Origin of the sequence: Burkholderia sp. AU27893, assembly GCF_002223205.1 — a bacterium.
Lineage (GTDB): Bacteria > Pseudomonadota > Gammaproteobacteria > Burkholderiales > Burkholderiaceae > Burkholderia.
Map to the genome: position 1 here is coordinate 81901 of NZ_NKFD01000004.1, position 22561 is coordinate 104461.

The following is a 22561-nucleotide window of genomic DNA, read 5'->3' on the forward strand; positions in this document are numbered from 1 at the left end:
AATCAAGAGCAACCAGCATGGCCACCCATTCGCGACGCGACTTTCTGAAGTTCTCCGCCGGCCTCGCCGGCGCGACCGCCGCCACCGCACTGCTGCCGGAATCGATCCGCAAGGCGCTGGCGATCGAGCCGAATACCGTCACGGGCACGATCCAGGATGTCCAGCACATCGTCGTGTTCATGCAGGAGAACCGTTCGTTCGACCACTACCTCGGCCACCTGAGCGGCGTGCGCGGCTACAACGACCGCTTCCCGGTCACGCTGCCGAACGGCAAGCCGGTGTGGTTCCAGCCGCGCCAGGAGGACAAGACGAGCGTGATCGCGCCGTTCCGCTACGACACGACCAACCCGGGCGTGAACGCGCAGTGCATCGGCGGCCTGCCGCATACGTGGGCGACGACGCACGGCGCGATCGACAACGGTCGCGCGGATCAATGGGCGGTGCAGAAGTCGAACATGACGATGGGCTATCACGTTCGCGACGACATCCCGTTCCATTACGCGCTCGCGGATGCGTTCACGGTGTGCGACAACTACTTCTGCTCGATCCCCGGCAACACGCACCCGAACCGCATGTACCTGATGACGGGCATGGTCGACCCGCTCGGCACGGGCGGCGGCCCGCTGCTCGACAACACCGACTACATCGACAACCAGTTCGACAAGGTCCAGTTGCCGCCCTTCAGCTGGACGACCTACCCGGAGCGCCTCGAGAAAGCAGGCATCTCGTGGCAGATCTACCAGCAGGGCACCGGGTTCGACAACTTCACCGGCAACTACGGCACGAACATGCTCGCGTGCTTCAACAACTTCGTGAACGCGCCGGCCGGTTCGTCGCTGCAGACGCGCGGGATGAGCACGCGTCCGATCACGCAGCTGAAGGCCGACGTGCAGGCGAACGCGCTGCCGCAGGTGTCGTGGCTGCTGCCGCCCGCCGCGTATTCGGAGCATCCGAAGTTCACGCCGCTGTACGGCGCGTACTACCTGTCGACGATTCTCGATGCGCTGACGTCGAATCCGGATGTGTGGAGCAAGACCGTCCTGCTCGTCATGTACGACGAGAACGACGGCTTCTTCGATCACGTCGTGCCGCCGTCGGCGCCGACGCTGCCGGGCTCGGGCATGAGCACCGTGGACGTGTCGCTCGAGCGGCACAACGTCGTGACGTCGACGCAGACCGGCACGTACACCGCCGACAACCTGCCGTACGGCCTCGGCCCGCGCGTGCCGATGTTCGTGGTCTCGCCGTGGTCGAAGGGCGGCTTCGTCTGCTCGCAGGTGTTCGATCACACGTCGGTGCTGCAATTCATCGAGAAGCGCTTCGGCGTGATGGAAACGAATATCTCGCCGTGGCGGCGCGCGATCTGCGGCGACCTGACGTCGGCGCTCGACTTCTCGAAATCGGATGCCACGCTGCCGACCCTGCCGAGCACGCAGGCGTACGTCGCGCAGGCGGACCTGCAGTGCTCGCGCGCGTCGTCGCAGACCGCGCCGGCCAGCACCGCGCAGCAGGTCGTGACCGCGCAGGAGCCCGGCACGCGGCCGGCGCGTGCGCTGCCGTACGAACTGCACGTGACCGGCCAGCTCCAGGCGCAAGGGTACGCGCTGACGTTCGCGAATACCGGCACGCAAGGCGCGCACTTCTGGGTCTATACGGGTGACGCGACCGCGATGCCGCGCCGCTATACGGTCGAAGCGGGCAAGCAGCTGACCGATACGTGGGCGCTCGACGCGAACGGCAACTACGTGGTGAGCGTGTGGGGGCCGAACGGCTATTTCCGGCGCTTCGCGGGTTCGGCCGCGGCGGATGCCGGCGCGAAGCCTGAAATCACGCCTTGCTACGACACGGCCAACGGCGACGTGTACGTGACGATCGCCAACGCGGGTACCGGTGCGCTCACGGTCACGGCCACAGATGTCGCATACGGTAGCGCCCCGCGCACGCTGACGGTGCCGGCGGGGCAGCGCATCGAGGCGCGCTGGGATCTGTCGTGCAGCAGCCACTGGTACGACCTGCAGTTCGCGGTGGCGGGGAATGCCGGGTGGACGCGACGCATCGCGGGGCACGTCGAAACCGGCAAGCCCAGCCTTACCGATCCGGCCGCCGTCGCGCCGACGATTACGGCGATCTGACCGTGGCCCGGGCGTGCCGGCGGCTCGCCGGCACGCGATGAGCGCCGTCGCTCGGGAAATGGATCGTCGTCATCCAGCGGGTCTTGCCGCTTCGAATAGCGGTGTCAGCGCAGCACCCCGTCGTCGTGCGCCATCATCAGCGCGCGCATCGCGGACCACATCCCGTAGTAGTGGACGATGTAGCTGTCCGCGCGGCGAAACAGCCACGGCGTGTTGAAGCTGACGAGATCGGCCACGCCTTCGCCGTGCAATTGCCCGTCGCGCTCCATCGCGCGAATGAAATGCAACTGGTCGCCGTCGCTCGCATAGACGCTCGACCGGTCGTGCAGCGCGGCGATCGTCGTCATCATGTCGCGCAGCATCGCGTCGTTGCGCGCGGTGCGCCGGAACGCCATCACACCCGAGTTGAACGCCCACTGGCCGAGATCGTGCGCGAGCAGCCAGTCGCGCCCTTCGAGCAGCGGCGCCAGCGCTTTCTGCTGGTCCGCGATCAGCACGTCGGCATCGAGCCACACGACCCATTCGTGATGCTGCAGGTACGCATGCAGCAGCCACGGCTTGAACCAGTTGCCGGTCGCGTTCAGGCCGATCTCGGCCGGAATGTCGCGATGCACGTAGAGCGTGTAGCCGTGCGTCTCGCAGTAACGCCGGAAATTCCGTTCGGCGACGCGCGCATAGCTGCCGATGTTCGGCGTGTAGAGCGTCATCAACGCAATCGGGCGGCCCGGATTGTAGGTGCTGCGCTCGGCGGCTTCGTCCGGCGTATGGGCGGCGTCGTGATCGAACGAGAACATCGGCCGGCCGGCGGCACGGCATCGATTGACGTACGCGACGAGCGTGTCGCGGAAACGGGGCGTCGCGCCTTTCCGTTCGGGATCGTGCGGCGTGTCGTCGATGCTGATCGCGAACGTCGGTTCGCGGCTCCACATCGGATCGAGGTCGGGGCTGCTCGGCATGACCGGGTACAGCCCGTCGATCGGGGTCATGTAGTGATGCGTGTCGAGCGCCGCGAACAGCGCGGCCTCCGAGGTCAGCCGCGGTTCGCTGCCGAGCTTGCAGCGTTGCACCAGCTGCATCACGATCGCCCGCACGGCCGCCGTATTGCGCCAGATCTGCACGTCGACCTGCGGCAACGGGGGCGCGAACGCGTCGACGAGCAGCATGTCGCGGCCGCGCATCAGGCGATCGAGCGCGACGGGCTCGATGATCGCCGCATCCTCGCTGAGCAGCAGCACGAGTTCGTCGGGCTGCGCGCCGCGCAGCACATGGAGCAGTGATTCGTAGCGATGGAGCGGCCGCAGCGGCAGCGCGTGCGGCATCGCGGAGGCGTCGACGATGGCGTGGCGATAGCCGTGCGCCTGCGCGTATTGCCGGTGATTCTCGAGGCTGGCGGGCGCGTCGTGACTGAAATGACTGAGGACGATCATCGTGCGCTCCGAAGGCCGCGAAGCGGATCACGGCGGGCGCCGGGCGCGGCGAGTGCCGGCACGGCAGCGCGGCCGGGCACGCGTTTCGGCGCATGCCACCCCTGTTCGTGATGGATTGCCCGGAAGACTTGCACGGCGTCGCGTTCCATTCTGTCAGCCATTTTTCCGCAGCGGGGCTGCGAGGTCGTTTTCTGCCCGCGCCGGATGCCGATACCGTCCGGTCATCCCCCGGCATCCCGGTCGCGCGGCGGGTCGCCGGAGTATCGCACAACCGTCTCGCCGATTGGCATGCGCCGGCCGCGCGCTGACCATCCCTGACAGTATGCGGCCGGCGCTCCGCTAGAATGCCGGCTTGCCGCCGGCGAGCGCCGCTTGACGCGGGCGGCGCATCGCGCGCTACACTGCGTCCATTCCATCCTCATCCAACCTTCCATCCTGCCGACGATGACGTCTCCTGTCCTGAACGGCCTGCGCATCGGTATCACGATCGGACTGCGTGCCCCCGACGAAAGCCTGTGGATCAACGGCATCAAGCAGAACGCGCTGTTTCTCGCGAAGCTGCTGATGGCGTCGCCGCACGGCTACCGCGTGACGCTGGTCAACACCACCGATGTGCCGCTCACCGATGCGCTGCCGTGGGATCGCCACGTATTCGACACGCGCACGTTCGACGACATGAAGGATTCGCTCGACGTGGTGATCGAGCTCGGCGGCCAGGTCAACGCAGAGCAGACGGCCTACCTGAAGGCGCGCGGCGCGAAGCTCGTCAGCTACTGCTGCGGCGTCGAGTACATCAACGTGATGGAGTCGATGCTGTTCGGCCGCCGGCTATGGGATTCGCTGTTCATCAACCGCGGCTACGACGAGGTGTGGGCGATTCCGCAGATCGCGCCCTCGTCGCTGCCGTTCCTGCAGTCGCTGCGCCGCTGCCCGGGGCGCGTCGTGCCGTTCGTGTGGGATCCGATGTTCCTGAGTGCGCGCGCCGCGCCGCTGCCCGAGCACGGTGAATACCGGCCGCGCGGCGAGCCCGGCAAGCGGCTGACGGTGATGGAACCGAACCACGACGTGGTGAAGTTCTGCGTGTATCCGATGCTGATCATCGACGAAGCGTATCGGCGAGACCCCGATGCGATCTGCTTCGCGCACGTGACGAATGCCCTCCATCTCGCACACGACAGCCCCGAGTTCGTGATGCTGATGAACTACCTCGACATCGTGCGCGCGGGCAAGGCGAGCTTCGTCGGGCGCTTCGATACGCCGCTGTTCCTGGCCGACCTGACCGATATCGTCGTGTCGCACCAATGGTCGAACCCGCTCAACTATTTCTATTTCGACGTGTGCTGGCAGGGCTATCCGCTCGTGCACAACGCGAGCCTCGCGCCCGATCTCGGCTACTACTATCCGGACAACGACGTGCAGCAGGGCGCCGACGCGCTGCTGCGCGCGCTGCATACGCACGATGACGACTGGGAAGCGTACACGCGGCGCCAGCGCGAGATCCTCGGCCGCTATACGTCGGCCAATCCGGCACTCGTCGCCGAATACGACGCGCTGCTCGCGAACCTGATCGGCGCATCGGCCGCATAAGGCCGATGTTTCGCGCGACGCACACCGTCGCGCCGAATTCCGCCATCGGGATAGTCCCGCCCTAATGTCTGACGAAATCGTGCCGTTAAAAAAGAAACCGCCGAACCCGATCGGTTCGACGGTTTTGAAGGCACGAATTTGACGGCTCCGAGGGAAGTCCGTCGGAAATCATTTTAGAGGTTAACAAGTATTTAAAATTGTTAAAAATGGTTCAATCGATAATCGTCATATGAATTAAATTGATATTATCGATTCAAGGGTGTCCGATTCCCGTTTGAAAATTCAATAATTCGTTTGAAACAATAAAATTGAGTGCTGCGATGATCGAATGACGTGCGGCAGCCGATTTTCGACGTCGGTGCCGGTGTTAGCGGCGGGCCTGACGGCGGGCGAGACACGATGCTTCACGGATTGGTATTTATCTGATCAATTCAGGATTTCCTGATTTCGAGATCCGTAAATTGCGGGGATCTGAATCGGATCGGGTTGTTTAGGTAAGGGCAATAAACAGTATCCGAATCGGGTTCCGTAATTTGCGTTAGTGTGACCTGTCGCACATTCGATATCGTGCGCGCATGGTGTATTTCCAGTAATTGAATATCGTTGAAAAATATCGAATTTTGACGGCGCGCCGAAGCGAACAGTACGCTCCCGGAAAAGATCGACATAACAGGATGGGCCGGGTAGGCGGCGGAGCGCGTCATGGTCGGCTTGCTCCGCATGTTTCTTGAGGTCGAGCCGCGATCGGCGGCTCGCCATTTGCCGGAGCGCCGGATGAATGCGGTCGAAGCTCGCCTGGAGGCGAATCGGGAAGCGAATCGTGACGAAATCGATCTCGTGTTCGGCGCCCCCGACGATCATCCCGACCTTGCGTCGGTACGCAGTTTCGTGGAAAGCCGGCTCGGGTTCGCGCAAGAGCCCGTGTGCCGGGCCGACCTGTCGGGTGGTGTGCTGTACCAGGAATGCCTGGCGCGATTGCGGTGGGGCGAGCGCGATGCGCTGCCGCCGCTCGCGTTCCTGCCGCGCCTCGAGGCGCTCGGGCTGATGCGGTGGTTCGACCGGCTCGTGGTCGGCCGGACGATCGACGCGCTGCGTGCCGATCCGGCTGCCGTCTACGGCTGCAATGTGGCGGCGGCGAGCGCGGTGGTCGACGACGCGTGGCTGGCCCTCTTCAGGCGGCTCGAGCGCGAGCCGTCGGTCGCGGCGCGGCTGGTGGTCGAGATCACGGAGACGGGGCCGCTGAATCCCGTCGCGGGGCGATCGTTCGTGAACCGCTTCCGGCAGGCCGGGTGCCGCATCGCGATCGACGATTTCGGGGTCGGTTTCAGCGCATTGAACAACCTGGTGGTCGGCAATCCCGACATCGTGAAGCTCGACCGGTCGATCCTGTCGATGATCAAGCGCAACGCGATCGGGCGTTACCAGCTCCGCCGGCTTATCGCGTTCGCGCATGAAGGGGCGCGACACGTGGTCGTCGAAGGCGTGGAGAGCGAGGTCGACCGGCAGATCATCCTGGATGCCGGCGTCGCGTGGGCGCAGGGCATCCGTTTTTCGTGGCGGCCGCCGGCCGCCGCGTGACGGCGCGGGAACAGGCGAGGTGGCGTGCGCGATGCACGCCGATGTCGGGCGTGATCGGCGCGTGGCCGGGACGAATCGCAAAGGGGCTGAGCATGGCAGGGACGAAGGCCGGAGGCGGAACGGGCACGCAGGCGGCCGGTGCGCGCGACCTCGTCGCGATCACCGAGCTGGCCGACATGCTGTGGCAACTCGGCGCCGAGTCGACCGAGGTGCCGATCGACGTCGCGCCGTATCTCGACGGCCTGAAAGCCATTGCGCGCCGCATTCAGCGGATGACGCCGCTCGACGCCGGCGGCCGCGAGCTGGCGGCGCGGCACTATTACGCGGCCGTCATCGCGGGCGCGTGCGGCGACGATTCGGCCATCGCGCGTGGCGTGTCCGACAGCCTCGTCAAGTCATCCGGCGGCGCCAGCCGGCCGGTGGCGCATTGCTTCGCGGTGCTCGCGCGGATGGGGCGGCGGCATGGCCGTATGTTCGCCGCGCAGTGCGGCGATCGGGTGCTGGTCTAGCGCCTGTTCACGCCCGTCACGGGCGCTGGCGCAGCGTGAGACGCACGGCCCGCATCGACATCATCCGCGCGCCGCGGCCCCGATCCGTATCCTGTCGATCAATCCGCCGAGCGCATGGAACAGCGTGCGCTGCGGCTCGAACGCATACACGCGGCAGCCGCATTGATCAGCGCTTCGGCCTGACACGCGCAGTGCCGGTTGATGACGAACGGGCCGTGGATCTAATCGGTCACGACGAAATTGCGGACGGTCTGATCCGGGAGCGGAAGCTGTGCGAAGGAGGTCAGCCGAGCGCGCGGCCGTCGAACAGCTGCCGGATCTGCGCGGAATACGCGTGGACGTTGTGCTCGGCGAGCGTGTCGACCTGGTGCAGGCAGCGGCGGGCCGCGGCCGCATAGTCGTCGAGCCGCGCGTCGTGCGTCTGCGCGGCGGTCGCGATCGCACGCGCCGCATCGAAGATCTCGAAGTCCGGGTAGTAGTAGCCGACGTCGCGCAGGAATGGCGAGTTGTGCACGAGCGGGTAGTTGCCGTACAGCGCGTCGTACAGCAGGTAGTTGAGGCCGTTTTCCCAGTGATGGGACACGACGATGTCGGTGTGATGCGCGGCCCAGGCGACGAACGGCGCGCGCACGTCGGCGGTCGCCTTGCCGTCGCGCACCATCTCGAGCCCGAGCGCGAGATGCTTGAAGGCGACGTTTTCCTTCTTGTCGAACGTGTTGGTCATGAACACGTGCTCGACGAGCTCCGGATGATCGACGTAGCACGCGTTCGCGGCGAGCATCGGCACGATCGAGCTCTTCACGACGTTCAGGTTCGGTTCGAAGAACGCGATGCGCTTCGCGGTGCCGTGGTTGCGATAGCCGAAACGCGCCTTCAGTTCAGGATCGGCGTCGAGGCTGCGTTCGATGAAATACGGCGACCAGATGTGCGGCAGCTCGATCACCGGCGCGCGATAGACGGCCCGGAAATACGCCGCGCACGTGTGCATGTGCTGCGGGTTGGTCCAGATCTCGTCGAACTGCACGCGGTTCGGGTTCGGCCGCCACTGATTCTTCTCGAAGTTGATCGTCTCGACCGCGATCACGTAGTCGTTGCCGAAGCGGTACGACACGCATTTGCCGCCGCGCCGGCGTACCGCATCCGTGTGGGTCTGATCGATGAACGCATTCATCTCGATCAGCAGGTCGGTCTGGTGGACGACGGCCGACAGCGGCCGCAGCGCGTCGCCGAACGCGTCCATCATCAGCGCTTGCGGATAGTCGGTGATGCCGTCGTCGTGCGCGAGCCAGACCTCGCCGATCAGCGGCGACTGCTTCAGCAGCATGTACAGGAACACGCAGTGCTGGTTCGCGCCGTTGTACCAGATCGACTGCGTCGCGTCGCGCTGCACGTTCATCGTTATCGCGACATTGAGTTTCATGTGGCCTCCGTCCCGTGGGTGCGGTGCTTACTTGGCGACGTCCCGGGTCATGCGCGGCGCATAGCCGGTCAGATGCCAATGTCCGTCGTTGTCGAGGTGGAAGCTCACTTTTTCGTACACGGTCGTCCCGGTGGTCAACGTCGTCACGTAGTCGACGTTTGCGTAGAGGCCGTCGGGTACCGTCGCATTCGTGTAGCGGTTGCGCGAGATCTGCTCCCACTCGCGGTGGCGGACCAGGGCGACCGTTTGCCACGCGCGCCGGATGTCGGTCACGAACTGGTCCTGTTTGAAGCGGGTCTTGATGAAATCGGCCGAGTCGAGCCAGATGTCGTTGAACTGGCCGGCCTCGAGTTGCCTGAACACCTTGTTGGCGGCTTGCAGCAACTCGTCCGCGGATTCTCCGGTCGATTGCGCGTGCGCGCCGATCGCGATCGAAGCGACGGCGCAGCCGATCAGCCATTTGGCGCGGGTGAGGGGCGTGCGTGCATTCATGTCGGCGTCCGGGAAGGGCGGCGCGTCACGCGTCGCGATAGAGGGTGGCGATCGCGTCCGTATAGGCGGCGACGTTCTCGGGGTTGTAGATGCTGACGGAACTGAGCACGTGCCGCGACTGCTCGCGGTACGCCTCGAGGTTCGCGTCGTGCTCGGTGAACGCCTTCAGCAGTGCGCGGCCGCCGGCCTGGCAGTCGAAGTCCGGATAGAAATACCCGGCCTTGCCGAGGAACGGCGAGTTGTGGATCAGCGGGTAGTCGCCGTACAGCAGCTCGTAGTACAGGTAGTTCTGCGCGTTTTCCCACGTGTGCGACACCACCGCATCGCCGTACGCGGCCATGAACTCGTACACCGCATAGCGGCTTTCGAACGTCGTGATCCCGTGGTTCACGATGTCGAGGCTCTTCGCGAAGTGGACGAACGTCGCATGTTCCTTCAGGTGCAGCGTGTTGCACACGCGCACGAACTCGAGGAAATCCGGTTTCGCGCGATACGCTTCCTCGGCCACCAGCATCGGAATGACGCTCGTCTTCACCATGCAGATGTTCGGCTCGAACATCGTCACGCGCCAGCGCGGCTTGCCGGGCTCATAGCCGAACGACAGCCCGGCGCCGAGCGTCGCGCGCGCCTTGTCGAACAGCATCGGATGCCAGATATGCGGGACGATCGTGACGGGCGCGCGCAGGCCCGTCTGGTAATAGTGCAGGCACGTGCGCTCGAATTCGGGGATCGTCCATACGGCGTCGTACGGCGCGCCCGAGAACAGGAAACCCGACGGCTTGTCGAACATCGCGCGTTCGATGTCGATCACGTAGTCGTTGCCGACCCGCATCGTGACGACCTTGCCGCCGCGCTCGCGGAACGCGCGCAGGTAGTCGGCGCCGAACTGCGCGCTCATTTCGATCAGGACGTCGCAGCGTTCCAGCGCTTCGTCCATCGACAGCAGCGGCACGTCCCATTCGCCGAGCATCATCTGCGGATCGGCGACCTGTTCGCCGCCGTTCACCATCACGGCTTCCGCGACGAGCGGCGACTGGCGCAGCAGCAGGATCAGCAGCAGGCAGTTCTGGAAGATGCCGTTTTCCCACAGCGACTGGCCGGCGCCGCGTACGAACAGCGACACGCCGACGACGAGACGCTTGCCCTCGCCGGGCGCTTGACGGGCATTGGAGTCCGACATGCGTATGCTCCGGTTCAGGCGACCAGACGCGAGACGAACGCGTCGAGGTTCGCGGGGTTGTCGATCGAGACCGACTGCAGCAGCCGGCCGGCCTTCGCGCGGTAGTCGTCGAGGCGTTCGTCGTGATGCAGCCACGCGTCGAGCAGCGCCCGGCCGCCCGCGGCGGAATCGAAGTCCGGGTAGTAGTAGCCGGCATCGCCGATCAGCGTCGAGTTGTGGATCAGCGGGTAGCCGCCGTACAGCACGTCGTAATACAGGTAGTTCTGCCCGTTTTCCCAGTGATGCGACACGACCGCGTCCGCATGGCGCGCCATGAAGCCCGGCAGGTCGAGGCGCGGCTCGAAGGTCGCCTTGTGCTGGCGCACGAGGTCGAGGCTGTTCGCGAAGTGCACGAAGGTCGGATGTTCCTTCATGTGCAGCGAATTCACGACGAACATGTGCTGGACCGCGTCCGGGCGCGCACGGTAGAACTCGTCGCACGCGAGCATCGGGTAATGGCAGGACTTGGCGACCGAGATGTTCGGTTCGAGCATCGCCAGGTGCCACGGGCGGCGGCCCGGCCGGTAGCCGAACGTCGCGCCTTCTGCGGCGAGTGCGGCGATGCGGCGATCGAGGAAGTACGGCGACCAGATGTGCGGCATCAGGTGGACCGGCGCGCGCAGGATGGTCTGCAGCATCGGCGCGGCCGTCTTGTCGTATTGCGGCAGCAGCCACACTTCGTCGAACGGCGCGCCGTTGAAGATGTGCCCCGACGGTTTGCCGAAGATCGGGGTTTCGCACAGGCCGGCATACACGTGCCCGCAGAAGAACGCGGCGATTTTCTTGCCGAGCGCCTTCATGTGCCTGAGCCATTCCACCGGCAGCTGCGCGCCCATTTCGATCACGACGTCGAGTTCGTGCGTGACGTCGGAAGGCTTCACGAGCGGGATGTCGAGGCCGTCGAGTTCGAGGCCGGCCGGCAGCGCGCTGGCGTCGCCGCCGTTCAGGAAGTAGACGGGGCCGACGCGATCCGAGCGCTTGAGCATCATCGCGAGGAACGCGATGTTCTGGTGGATGCCGTTTTCCCAGATTGCCTGGCCGTCGCGCGCAAACAGCGAGATGCCGACCGCCGGCCGTTGCTTGCGGGTGCCGCCCGAGGCGGCTTCATTGATGTCCGTCACCGGTTGGTTTCCTCTGCGGCGTCGTGCGTCCGGGCATCGCGTCGAGCGTCTGGCCTGGAAGCGGCGCGCCGTGGATCGTCATGGTTGCTTGTGCGCCGGTGCGCCGCGGCGGGCGAATCGGGCGACCCGGTTCGCGAGGGCGGCAGCCGGTTTCCGGCGTGTCGTCGGGCACGCCTGGCACGGCGTGCGAGTCGGGCAGGCTGCCCCGGCGAGTGTCTGCGGCGATTGTGGCACGGAAACCACCGGTTTTGGCGGGACGTGACGAACTTTGACATAGCCGCCGGCCAACGGAAACGGGCGCCGGCGAAGCGGCGCCCGGGCGGTCCGGCGGCGGTCGGGTGCGCGCCCGGCGCGGCGCGGGCGGCCGGCCGGATCGGGGGCCGCGCGCGGCGGCGGCCCGCTCAGTGCTGCAGGCGGATTTCGACGCGGCGGTTGCTGGCGCGGCCTTCCGGCGTCGCGTTGGACGCGACCGGATCGGCCTTGCCGCGACCCGTGACCGTCAGCGAGTCGGTCTTCAGGCCGTGCGCCTTCAGGTACGCCGCGACCGATTCGGCGCGGCGCTTCGACAGCGCGAGGTTGTAGTCGTCGCTGCCCACCGAGTCCGTAAAGCCGGTGACGCTCACCTGCGAGTACGTGTGGTCGGCGCGCTCGCTCAGCAACCGGTCGAGCGATTCGCGCGCGGTCGGGGCGAGCGTCGCGTGGTCGGTCGCGAACAGCGCGTCGCCCGACAGGTTCACCTGTTCGACGACGGCAGCCGCCGGCGCGGCGGCCGGGGCCGAAGCCGCTTCGGCCGGCGCCGCGCCGCACTGGAACACGAGCGTCGCGGGATCGGAGTTGTCGCGCAGCGCGCGGGCCGAATCGACGGCGCGCACCGGCTCTTCGCCGCAAATCTTGCGGGCGGCCTTCATGCAGGTCTGCGGGCCCGACAGCAGGCCGTGGCAGTCCACCTGGAAGGTCCGCACGCCGTCGCGCGGCTGCAGTTCGGAAGCGCTGAAGGTCGGGCCGGATGCGGTCGAGCACGCGGCGAGGGCCGTTGCGGAAAGTGCGAGCGCAAGAGCGAGTTTGTTCACGGTTACATCCTCAATGCTTGGGTTGACTGAAGCCCGCCACGGGTGGCGCGGCGGGCTCGTCCGGCCGTCGGGGCCGCCGCGGGCCGTCCGGCTGGCGAGCCGGGCGGCGCTGGCGGCGCGACGCGTTACTTCCACTGGTACAGCATGCCGGCGCCGATCACCTTCTGACCGCCGCTGAAGCCGCCGTTGATCGACGCCTTCAGGTTCTCCGTGATGCGAGCCTGCATGTTGACCGCCATCGCCTTCTGGCCGAGGAAGGTCGACGTACCCACGCCCATCCCGAAGTTGGCATCGCGATCGAGCTGCGGGATCGAGGCCATCGCACCGACGGCCGCGATACCCTGCTTCGCCATCTGGTCGGTCTGCTGCAGTTGCGAACCCAGCGAGTTGATCTGCGCCTGCTGGCCCGACAGTGCCGTCGACAGCGTCGTCTGCACTTGCGTCAGCTGGTTCACGTTCACCGCGTCGGTGCCTTGCGTACCCGGCGCGACGTTCGTGATCTGGCGCTGCTGCTGGTCGCTGCCGACCGACACCACGTTCGAGCGGCCGCCGTCGTTGGAGCCCGCGCCGATCGCGACCGAGTTCGAGCCGGCGGTGACGACCGGAAGGTCGTTGCCCTTGCCGTTCAGGTCGGCGGCGACACCGTTGTTGTTGTTGGAACGAATCGTGTTGTTGTTGATCGTCGTCGACAGCGAGTTCAACGTGTTGTTGATGTTGGTCACGCCGGTCGACAGCGAGGCCACGTTGCTGTTCGTCGTGCTCAGGCCGGTGGACAGCGAACCGATGCCCGTCGAGGTCGACGTCGACAGCGAGTTGACGTTGCTGTTCGTCGAGCTCAGGCCCGTCGACAGCGAGTTGATCGCGGTCGAGGTCGACGTGGACAGCGAGGCCACGTTGCTGTTCGTCGCGCTCAGGCCGGTGGACAGCGAGTTGATGCCTGTCGACAGCGACGCGACGTTCGACGCGGTCGACGTCGACAGCGTGTTGATCGCATTGTTCGTCGCGTTGAGCTGGCTGCCGTTGATCGCGTCCGTGCTGCTGGCCGAGATCCGGCCCGCGGCGACGTTCGTGATCTGGCGTTCCTGGCCCGGTGCGCCGACGCTCACCACGCCGACCGGCGAGCCGCCTGCGAACGGGTACGTGACGCCGCCGATCGTGGCGCTCGACGTCGGGTTCGCGGCGCTCGTGACCGAGTTCGCGCCGAGTGCGATCGAGTTGGCGACGTTGGCCTGTGCGTTCGTGCCGAAGGCGAGTGCGTCGGCGGCGGTTGCCTGCGCTGCCGAGCCGTACGCTTGCGCGCCGGTGGCGCTTGCCGTGGCCTGGTTGCCCAGCGCGATCGTGTTGTCCGCGGTGGCCTGGTTCGAGCTGCCGAGTGCAAGTGCGCTCGCGCCGTTGGCCGTGTTCGCGTTGCCGAGCGCCACTGCGCCGTTGCCGGTCGCCGTGTCGTTCGCGCCCATCGCCACCGCGCCGGTACCCGTTGCGATGCTCGGGTCGCCGATCGCGACCGCGCCGTCGCCGGTTGCCGTGTTGCCGGAGCCGATCGACACGGCCTTGCCGCCCGTTGCCGATGCGTTCTGGCCGATGGCGACCGCGCCCGCCGTCTGCGCGTTCGAGCCGTCGCCGACCGCGACGCTGCTGGCGCCTGCCGCGCTGGCGTTCACGCCGGCTGCCAGGGCGTTGGTGCCCGTTGCGCCCGTGTTGTCGTAGTTGCCTTGCGTCGTGCCGTTGTCGTTGACGCTGTAGTAGTGCGTCTTCGCGGCGTTGATCGCGGTCGAGGTCGAGGTCGACAGCGACGTCACCGAGCTGTTCGTGCTGCTCAGGCCGGTGGACAGCGAGCCGATGCCCGTCGACGTCGACGTGGACAGCGACAGGATCGTGCTGTTCGTGCTGCTCAGGCCGGTGGACAGCGAGTTGATGCCGGTCGAGGTCGACGTGGACAGCGACGTGATCGAGCTGTTGGCCGACGAGAGACCGGTCGAGGTCGAGGTCGACAGCGAGGCGATCGAGCTGTTGGCCGACGAGAGGCCCGTCGAGGTCGAGGTCGACAACGAGGTCACCGAACTATTCGTCGAGCTCAGGCCCGTGGACAGCGAACCGATCGAGCTGGTGGCCGACGAGAGGCCGGTCGAGGTCGAGGTCGACAGCGAGGTGATCGAGCTGGTGGCCGACGAGAGGCCGGTCGAGGTCGAAGTCGACAGCGATGTCACCGAACTATTCGTCGAGCTGAGGCCGGTGGACAGCGAACCGATCGAGCTGGTGGCCGACGAGAGGCCGGTCGAGGTTGAGGTCGACAGCGAAGTGATCGAGCTGTTGGCCGACGACAGACCCGTCGAGGTCGAAGTCGACAGCGACGTCACCGAGCTATTCGTCGAGCTGAGGCCGGTCGACAGCGAACCGATCGAGCTGGTGGCCGACGAAAGGCCGGTCGAGGTCGAGGTCGACAGCGACGCAACCGAACTATCCGTCGAGCTGAGGCCGGTGGACAGCGAACCGATCGAGCTGTTTGCCGACGACAGGCCCGTCGAGGTCGAGGTCGAGAGCGACGTCACCGAACTATTCGTCGAGCTGAGGCCAGTGGACAGCGAACCGATCGAGCTGTTGGCCGACGACAGGCCCGTCGAAGTCGAGGTCGAGAGCGAGGTCACCGAACTATTCGTCGAGCTGAGGCCAGTGGACAGCGAACCGATCGAGCTGTTAGCCGACGACAGGCCCGTCGAGGTCGAGGTCGACAGCGACGCAACCGAACTATCCGTCGAGCTGAGACCGGTGGACAGCGAACCGATCGAGCTGTTAGCCGACGACAGACCCGTCGAGGTCGAAGTCGACAACGAGGTCACCGAACTATTCGTCGAGCTGAGGCCGGTGGACAGCGAGCCGATTGAGCTGTTTGCCGACGACAGACCCGTCGAGGTCGAGGTCGAGAGCGAGGTCACCGAGCTATTCGTCGAGCTGAGGCCGGTGGACAGCGAACCGATCGAGCTGTTAGCCGACGACAGACCCGTCGAGGTCGAAGTCGACAGCGACGCAACCGAACTATCCGTCGAGCTGAGGCCGGTCGACAGCGAACCGATCGAGCTGTTTGCCGACGAGAGACCGGTCGAGGTCGAGGTCGACAGCGAGGTTACCGAACTATTCGTCGAGCTGAGGCCGGTGGACAGCGAACCGATGGAACTGTTAGCCGACGACAGACCCGTCGATGTGGAGGTGGACAGCGAAGTGATCGAGCTGTTAGCCGACGAGAGGCCGGTCGACGTGGAAGTCGACAGCGAGGTGACCGAGCTATTGGTCGACGAGAGGCCGGTCGAGAGCGAGCCGATCGAGCTATTGGCCGACGACAAGCCGGTCGAGGTCGAAGTCGAGAGCGACGTGATCGAGCTGTTAGCCGACGAGAGACCCGTCGACGTGGAGGTCGACAACGACGTGATCGAGCTGTTGGCCGACGACAGGCCGGTCGAGGTCGAGGTCGACAGCGAGGTGATCGAGCTGTTAGCCGAGGACAGGCCGGTCGACGTGGAGGTCGACAGCGAGGTGACCGAGCTATTGGTCGACGACAGGCCGGTCGAGAGCGAGCCGATCGAGCTGTTGGCCGACGAGAGGCCGGTCGAGGTCGAGGTCGACAGCGACGTGATCGAGCTATTGGCCGACGACAGACCGGTCGAAGTCGAGGTCGACAGCGATGTCACCGAACTATTCGTCGAGCTGAGGCCCGTGGACAGTGAACCGATCGAACTGTTGGCCGACGACAGGCCGGTCGAGGTCGACGTGGACAGCGACGTGATCGAGCTGTTGGCCGAGGACAGACCCGTCGAGGTCGAAGTCGACAGCGAGGTGATCGAGCTGTTAGCCGACGAGAGGCCGGTCGAGGTCGAGGTCGAGAGCGACGTGATCGAGCTGTTGGCCGACGAGAGACCCGTCGACGTGGAGGTCGACAACGACGTGATCGAGCTGTTGGCCGACGACAGGCCAGTCGAGGTCGACGTCGAGAGTGAGGTGATCGAGCTGTTAGCCGAGGACAGGCCGGTCGACGTCGAGGTCGACAGCGAGGTGACCGCGCTATTGGTCGACGAAAGGCCGGTCGAGAGCGAGCCGATCGAGCTGTTGGCCGAGGACAGGCCGGTCGAGGTCGAAGTCGACAGCGAGGTGATCGAGCTATTAGCCGACGAGAGGCCGGTCGAGGTCGAGGTCGAGAGCGACGTGATCGAGCTGTTAGCCGACGAGAGGCCGGTCGAGGTCGAGGTCGAGAGCGAGGTGATCGAGCTATTAGCCGAGGACAGGCCGGTCGAGGTCGACGTGGACAGCGACGTGATCGAGCTGTTCGCCGACGAGAGGCCGGTCGAAGTCGAGGTCGAAAGCGACGTGATCGAGCTGTTCGCCGAGGACAAGCCGGTCGAGGTCGACGTGGAGAGCGACGTGATCGAGCTATTAGCCGACGAGAGGCCGGTCGAGGTCGAGGTCGAGAGCGACGTGATCGAGCTATTAGCCGACGAGAGGCCGGTCGAGGTCGAGGTCGAGAGCGACGTGATCGAGCTGTTAGCCGAGGACAGGCCGGTCGAGGTCGAGGTGGACAGCGACGTGATAGAGCTGTTCGCCGAGGACAAGCCGGTCGAGGTCGAGGTGGACAGCGACGTGATCGAGCTGTTGGCCGACGACAAGCCGGTCGAGGTCGAAGTCGACAGCGACGTGATCGAGCTATTGGCCGACGACAGACCGGTCGAAGTCGAGGTCGACAGCGATGTCACCGAACTATTCGTCGAGCTGAGGCCCGTGGACAGTGAGCCGATCGAACTGTTGGCCGACGACAGGCCGGTCGAGGTCGACGTGGACAGCGACGTGATCGAGCTATTGGCCGACGACAGGCCAGTCGACAGCGACGAGATTGCGCTGCTGGACGACGACACCGTCGTCGACAGCGAATTCACGGCCGCATTGGTTGCAAAGAGCTGCGAGCCGTTGATTGCGTCGGTACTGGCCTGGGTGATCTCGCCGGCCGCAACGTTCGTGACCTGGCGCTGGTTGGTCGAGCTGCCAACACTGACCACGCTCGTCGGATTGCCGCCCGCGAACGTGCTGGTTACGCCGCCGACGGTACCGGTAGGCGTCGGGTTGGCCGGGGCGGTGGAGGAGCCGCTTCCCAGCGCGACGCTGCCGACGTTGCTCGCGACGGCATTCGGGCCGATCGCGACCGCGTTGCTTGCGCTCGCGTTCGCAGCATTGCCGACGGCGACGCCGCTTGCACCGCCTGCGTTTGCAGCATTGCCGACGGCGACACTGCTGGCGCCCGCGGCCGTGGCGGCTACACCGGCGGCGAGCGAGTTGACGCCCGTTGCGCCCTTGTTGTCGTAGTTGGCTTGCTGCACACCGCCGTCGTTGACGCTGTAGTAGTGCGTCTTAGCGTCATTGATCGCGGTCGAGGTCGAGGTGGACAGCGAGGTAATCGAGCTGGTGGCCGACGACAGACCGGTCGACGTGGACGTGGACAGCGAGGTGATGGAGCTGTTGGCCGACGACAGGCCGGTCGACGTCGAAGTCGACAGCGAGGTCACCGAACTATTCGTCGAGCTGAGGCCCGTGGACAGCGAACCGATCGAGCTGTTGGCCGACGAGAGACCCGTCGACGTGGAGGTGGACAGCGACGTGATCGAGCTGTTGGCCGACGAAAGACCGGTCGAGGTCGAAGTGGACAGCGAAGTAATCGAGCTGTTGGTCGACGAGAGACCGGTCGAGAGCGAGCCGATCGAGCTGTTAGCCGACGACAGGCCGGTCGAGGTCGAAGTCGACAGCGAAGTGACCGAGCTGTTGGTCGACGAGAGACCGGTCGAGAGCGAGCCGATCGAGCTGGTGGCCGACGACAGACCCGTCGAGGTCGACGTGGACAGCGACTTGATCGAGCTGTTAGCCGACGAGAGGCCGGTCGAGGTCGACGTGGACAGCGACGTGATCGAGCTGTTGGCCGAGGACAGACCCGTCGAAGTCGAGGTCGACAGCGACGTCACCGAGCTATTCGTCGAGCTGAGGCCCGTGGACAGCGAACCGATCGAGCTGTTGGCCGACGAGAGGCCCGTCGACGTGGAGGTGGACAGCGACGTGATCGAGCTGTTGGCCGAGGACAGGCCCGTCGAAGTCGAGGTCGACAGCGACGTCACCGAGCTATTCGTCGAGCTGAGGCCCGTGGACAGCGAACCGATCGAGCTGTTGGCCGACGAGAGGCCCGTCGACGTGGAGGTGGACAGCGACGTGATCGAGCTGTTGGCCGAGGACAGGCCCGTCGAAGTCGAGGTCGACAGCGACGTCACCGAGCTATTCGTCGAGCTGAGGCCCGTGGACAGTGAACCGATCGAGCTGTTGGCCGAAGAGAGGCCCGTCGACGTGGAGGTGGACAGCGAAGTAATCGAGCTGTTGGCCGAGGACAGACCCGTCGAAGTCGAAGTCGACAGCGAGGTGATCGAGCTGTTGGCCGACGAGAGACCGGTCGAGGTCGACGTCGACAGGCTGGTGATGCTCGACGTCGTCGTGCTCGCAACCGCGTAGAGCTGGCTGCCGTTGATTGCGTCCGTGCTGGTGCTGCTGACGAGCCCTGCCGCGACGTTCTGGATGCGACGTTCCGAACCGACTTTGCCGACGCTGACAACCCCGGCGGTCGATGACGCCGCGGCAAAGGTGCCGAACGACTGCCCGTTGATCGTGCTGCTGACGGTGCCGGTGCCGCCGGTGGTACCCGATGCGGTGCCGCTCGCGGTGGCCCCCGTGCCGATGGCGACCGAATTGGCGACGGTGGAGGTCGCGCCCGAACCCAGCGCAACCGAGCTGCCGCCCGACGCAGTGGCGCCGTTGCCGAGCGCGATATCGTTCGCCGTGGTGAGCGAACCGCTGACCCCGGCGACGGCGTTCGTGCCTTGCGCGATGGAGTTGTTTCCGTAAGCCTTTGCGCTCGTGCCCAGTGCGACCGCGCTGTTCGCAGCCGACGTGGCGCCTGCGCCCAGCGCCATGCCGGCATCGATCACCGAGCTCGAGTTGTCGACTGTTGCGCCTACGCCGAGTGCAACTGCACGCGTCGTGTTGTTCGACGTCTTGGCCAAGGCGCCGACAGCGACACTGCTGTTTTGTTGCAAGTAGCCGTTCTGGTCGGCCGATGCGCCCGTACCCAGCGCGAAGCTTTGGCCGTAGCTTGTCGCGCCGTTGCCGATCGCAATCGAGTTGATGTCCTGCGAGCCGCCCGTGGTCTTGGCTCCGGTACCGATTGCGATCGAGCCGTCGGCTGCCGTCGCAGCATTGGCGCCCAGCGCCACGGAGCCGGTGCCGCCTGCCGATGCGTTGTAACCCAGTGCGGTACTCGATTGACCCGAGGCCGTTGCCTGGAGACCGTTGGCGGTTGCCAGTTGCGCGGCATAGGCGCCCATGCCGATTGCCACGGCTCCGTTGCCGGAGGCCGTCGTATACGAGCCGAACAGGGTGACGCCGGTCAGGTTGTTGCCGTTTGCATTACAGCCGGCAACCGACGACCACCCGCCGCTGCCGTCCTGGGGATTCGTGCCGGCAACATACGAGCGCACGCCGTCGGGTCCGGTACTGGCGGCGTAACCGCAATTGGCCCCTCCGTTACCTCCGCTGAACGTATAAACACCGGCGTAGCTGGCCTGTGCGGCGCCAACCAGCAACAAGCTGACGAGCAACTTGACCGATGACGAGCGTTTGCTCTTGCCCCGTGCAGAATCCAGCTCCGATGCGGCGACCCACGCGCCAAGGGCTTCGTTCCAGATCGAGCGGTATGTGCGGTTCATGTCCTGCTACCTCCAAATATGCACGCCACACACCGGTCTCTTTTGTTAGAGGAATGCTCCGTGCGCTCGCGCGAATCTCAAAATTGATGGGCGGAGTTTATTGGAGGTGGATTTTTCAGATTGATAAAAAGTGATAAATAGAGTGTTTGGAAAGTTAAAGGATGGTTAATAGATCGGTTTTTGATGCATTGAGTCAGAATGTATTTGTAAGATGTAAGAATGTTTGGCGCAGGGTTTTAAACTTCCGGGCGCATATCGGCTTATCTTATAAAAATCAATAACTTACTGTTGTTTTGTGCGTTGGATTACACAGTGAAGATGATCAATTGTAAGACAAATGAAATAGCAAACGTTTGCGGGATGGACGATACTTTCATCCATGTAATGTTTTCGAGGGTGCCTGTTGATAATATGATTACTATCTTGTTAATCTGTTAATTTGGGATTTGTGATTGGATTTAATATTGATTTGTCGGATTATCTTTAAATCAAATTAATTTCAAATGGAGAGCGTCTGGTTGTGCTGATTTGCGCATCTGGTCCGCTGCGATGGCCCGCGAGACGGGCGTTTCGGGCCGGTCGGCCCGTCGAATTTGTAAAAAAGTGCTACAGGGCGGTGAACCGAATTGTCACCATTCATCTTTCGAACTTGTCCTATTGACTATTTCGGCGGTTGTGACGATCGGATGGGATTCGGCGACGGGGCGAATCCGTCTGGCAAGCGTGACCTGCGTCGAAGGTGCGCGCGGCGGCGACAGGTTGTTAAAGAGGCTGTCCGGCAGCGGTGGCGACGTCCCCGGATTGTTAAATCCCGGGTGTGACAATTTGTCCGCGCGTGCCGAAGCACCGAAGAAAAAAGGGCGGGAGTGAATGTGTCAGGCGCGCCACGTCCGGCAGGTCGATGCAGGTCTGCGAGGTTCCACGCCGCATACGATGGGGCGGCCTCGAGTGGGTGGCGGGCAGTAGCCTCAGTGAGGCGGCTCGCCATGGAAGTGCAACGACCGCGTAGCGAAGTTCGAATGCGCAACCCGGGCAACCGGACGGCTGCCCGGTGCGGCAACCCTACTTCTTGAGAAACCGCAGCGCAAACCGCGCCATGCGCGGCACGAACGTCGGGCGCAGCAGGCGCTTGTCGTAGCCGGCCATCCGCCGGTCGTTCTCGGCGAGACACAGTTCGATCAGCTCGCGCGGATTCAGTGCATCGCCGATATCGGCGGTGCCGGTTGCCGGGAAGTTCGCGTCACGTGCGACGCCGTCGGAATCGATGCCGCGCGCGATGCCGATGCGCTCCCGGATCAAATGCACCCACACGGCCGCGACCCGCGCGAAGAACCACGGCCGGCGCCACCACGGGAGCGAGCGCCAGTACCACGCGTACCAGTTCACGAAGAACAGGATGTGGCGGCCTTCTTCCTGGATCACCGGCTCGAAGGTGTCGACGAGCTCGGGCGGGAAATAGCCGGAGCGCTGGGCGGAACGGAACAGGCCGAACGCGAAGAAGCTGTCGATGCATTCGCTGAAACCCGTGACGATCCACCACCACTCGGGATCTTTCGGCGCGGGGTAGGCCGGCTCGGGCGCGAGCCGGATGCCGTATGCCTCGACGAGCTTCGACAGCACGACCTTGTGCCGCGCTTCCTCGCCGCCGTCCATCTCGAGTGCGCGGCGCAGCAGCGGATCGCCGATCGTCGCGGCGTAGGTGGCCACGCGGATCGATGCGCGGCCTTCGGTCTGCACCGCGATGTCCCAGATCGGCAGCGACGTGAGCCGCTTGAGCTCGGCGGGTGTGAGGGCCGGCCAGTCGATCACGGCCGGCTTGTACGGATTGTGTGTGTCGAGCAGCATGCGGCAGAACATCTGCAGGTGCGCATCGGAACCGATCCGGACCGGACCTTGCCTCTCGAAGGTCCAGTTGCGCATTGCGTGATCTGCGGCTGCATGCTCTTCCTGCAGCGTGTCACTCATGGCTGTTGTTATGCGATTACGGGCCGAAAGATTCTTGCATAGCTTCCGTAAACGCGTATTTTCGAGCGGACATCGGCACGCCGGTGTCGTTTGTCGCTAAGGCAGCGCGGATCGGCATCCAAGGCGAGCGAGAGGGCTCCCATGCGGTAGTGGTTGTTGTGCCCGACCTCTCGGTGCACGCAGCCCGCATCAATTCCGGACGCCAACCGCTGTCGAGCATGAACAAGGGCGGTTGCAGGCATCTGCGCCGCGTCGATACGCGG

The 22561-nt window shown here is 64.9% G+C and carries 12 protein-coding genes; 4 read left to right on the plus strand and 8 right to left on the minus strand.

Features of this window, described 5'->3' with window-relative positions:
* The first annotated feature begins 17 nt into the window (after positions 1–17).
* Entirely contained in the window at positions 18–2132 is a 2115-nt protein-coding gene (locus CFB47_RS20285) for a phosphocholine-specific phospholipase C (protein WP_089462074.1), read from the plus strand.
* Between the two features lie 104 nt (positions 2133–2236).
* Here the strand turns inward: CFB47_RS20285 and CFB47_RS20290 are convergent, their stop codons facing one another.
* Positions 2237–3559, minus strand: a complete 1323-nt coding sequence (locus tag CFB47_RS20290) for a galactosyl transferase GMA12/MNN10 domain protein (protein ID WP_089462075.1) — start codon at positions 3557–3559, stop codon at positions 2237–2239.
* 444 nt (positions 3560–4003) lie between these two features.
* Here CFB47_RS20290 and CFB47_RS20295 point away from each other — a divergent pair, with 444 nt between their 5' ends.
* The 3 genes from CFB47_RS20295 (at position 4004) to CFB47_RS20305 (ending at position 7233) form a co-directional block, all read left to right on the plus strand.
* Positions 4004–5146, plus strand: a complete 1143-nt coding sequence (locus CFB47_RS20295; RefSeq protein WP_089462076.1) for a DUF2827 domain-containing protein — start codon at positions 4004–4006, stop codon at positions 5144–5146.
* Positions 5147–5920: 774 nt separating this feature from the next.
* Positions 5921–6724 (plus strand): EAL domain-containing protein, encoded by an 804-nt coding sequence (locus tag CFB47_RS20300; RefSeq protein WP_089458854.1) that lies wholly within the window; start codon positions 5921–5923, stop codon positions 6722–6724.
* A 92-nt stretch (positions 6725–6816) separates the two neighbouring features.
* The gene (locus CFB47_RS20305; protein WP_089463490.1) at positions 6817–7233 is read left to right on the plus strand and encodes a hypothetical protein; all 417 of its coding nucleotides are present in this window, start codon (positions 6817–6819) and stop codon (positions 7231–7233) included.
* Between the two features lie 283 nt (positions 7234–7516).
* On the opposite strand, the gene CFB47_RS20310 is transcribed toward CFB47_RS20305, so the two are convergent.
* The 7 genes from CFB47_RS20310 to CFB47_RS20355 form a co-directional block, all read right to left on the minus strand.
* On the minus strand, positions 7517–8653 hold the full coding sequence (locus CFB47_RS20310) for a DUF2827 family protein (protein ID WP_089462077.1): 1137 nt from the start codon (positions 8651–8653) through the stop codon (positions 7517–7519).
* Between the two features lie 27 nt (positions 8654–8680).
* Entirely contained in the window at positions 8681–9145 is a 465-nt protein-coding gene (locus tag CFB47_RS20315; RefSeq protein WP_089462078.1) for a DUF4019 domain-containing protein, read from the minus strand.
* Between the two features lie 25 nt (positions 9146–9170).
* Positions 9171–10325 carry a DUF2827 domain-containing protein gene (locus CFB47_RS20320; RefSeq protein WP_089462079.1) on the minus strand — a complete coding sequence of 385 codons (1155 nt, stop codon included), beginning with the start codon at positions 10323–10325 and terminating at the stop codon, positions 9171–9173.
* Between the two features lie 14 nt (positions 10326–10339).
* Positions 10340–11485 (minus strand): DUF2827 domain-containing protein, encoded by a 1146-nt coding sequence (locus CFB47_RS20325; protein WP_089462080.1) that lies wholly within the window; start codon positions 11483–11485, stop codon positions 10340–10342.
* 401 nt (positions 11486–11886) lie between these two features.
* On the minus strand, positions 11887–12555 hold the full coding sequence (locus CFB47_RS20330; protein ID WP_089462081.1) for an OmpA family protein: 669 nt from the start codon (positions 12553–12555) through the stop codon (positions 11887–11889).
* Between the two features lie 125 nt (positions 12556–12680).
* Complete coding sequence (locus CFB47_RS40555) at positions 12681–20333, minus strand: YadA-like family protein (protein WP_143330891.1); 7653 nt, start codon at positions 20331–20333, stop codon at positions 12681–12683.
* A 1062-nt stretch (positions 20334–21395) separates the two neighbouring features.
* Positions 21396–22298 carry an aminomethyltransferase gene (locus tag CFB47_RS20355; RefSeq protein ID WP_089458848.1) on the minus strand — a complete coding sequence of 301 codons (903 nt, stop codon included), beginning with the start codon at positions 22296–22298 and terminating at the stop codon, positions 21396–21398.
* Positions 22299–22561 lie beyond the last annotated feature (263 nt).

Bases quoted from the DNA above. Each gene is read 5' to 3' on its own strand.
- CFB47_RS20295 (WP_089462076.1), top strand. From the start codon at position 4,004: ATGACGTCTCCTGTCCTGAACGGCCTGCGCATCGGTATCACGATCGGA.
- CFB47_RS20305 (WP_089463490.1), top strand. From the start codon at position 6,817: ATGGCAGGGACGAAGGCCGGAGGCGGAACGGGCACGCAGGCGGCCGGT.
- CFB47_RS20285 (WP_089462074.1), top strand. From the start codon at position 18: ATGGCCACCCATTCGCGACGCGACTTTCTGAAGTTCTCCGCCGGCCTC.
- CFB47_RS20315 (WP_089462078.1), bottom strand. From the start codon at position 9,145: ATGAATGCACGCACGCCCCTCACCCGCGCCAAATGGCTGATCGGCTGC.
- CFB47_RS20355 (WP_089458848.1), bottom strand. From the start codon at position 22,298: ATGAGTGACACGCTGCAGGAAGAGCATGCAGCCGCAGATCACGCAATG.
- CFB47_RS20290 (WP_089462075.1), bottom strand. From the start codon at position 3,559: ATGATCGTCCTCAGTCATTTCAGTCACGACGCGCCCGCCAGCCTCGAG.
- CFB47_RS20310 (WP_089462077.1), bottom strand. From the start codon at position 8,653: ATGAAACTCAATGTCGCGATAACGATGAACGTGCAGCGCGACGCGACG.
- CFB47_RS20320 (WP_089462079.1), bottom strand. From the start codon at position 10,325: ATGTCGGACTCCAATGCCCGTCAAGCGCCCGGCGAGGGCAAGCGTCTC.
- CFB47_RS20300 (WP_089458854.1), top strand. From the start codon at position 5,921: ATGAATGCGGTCGAAGCTCGCCTGGAGGCGAATCGGGAAGCGAATCGT.
- CFB47_RS40555 (WP_143330891.1), bottom strand. From the start codon at position 20,333: ATGAACCGCACATACCGCTCGATCTGGAACGAAGCCCTTGGCGCGTGG.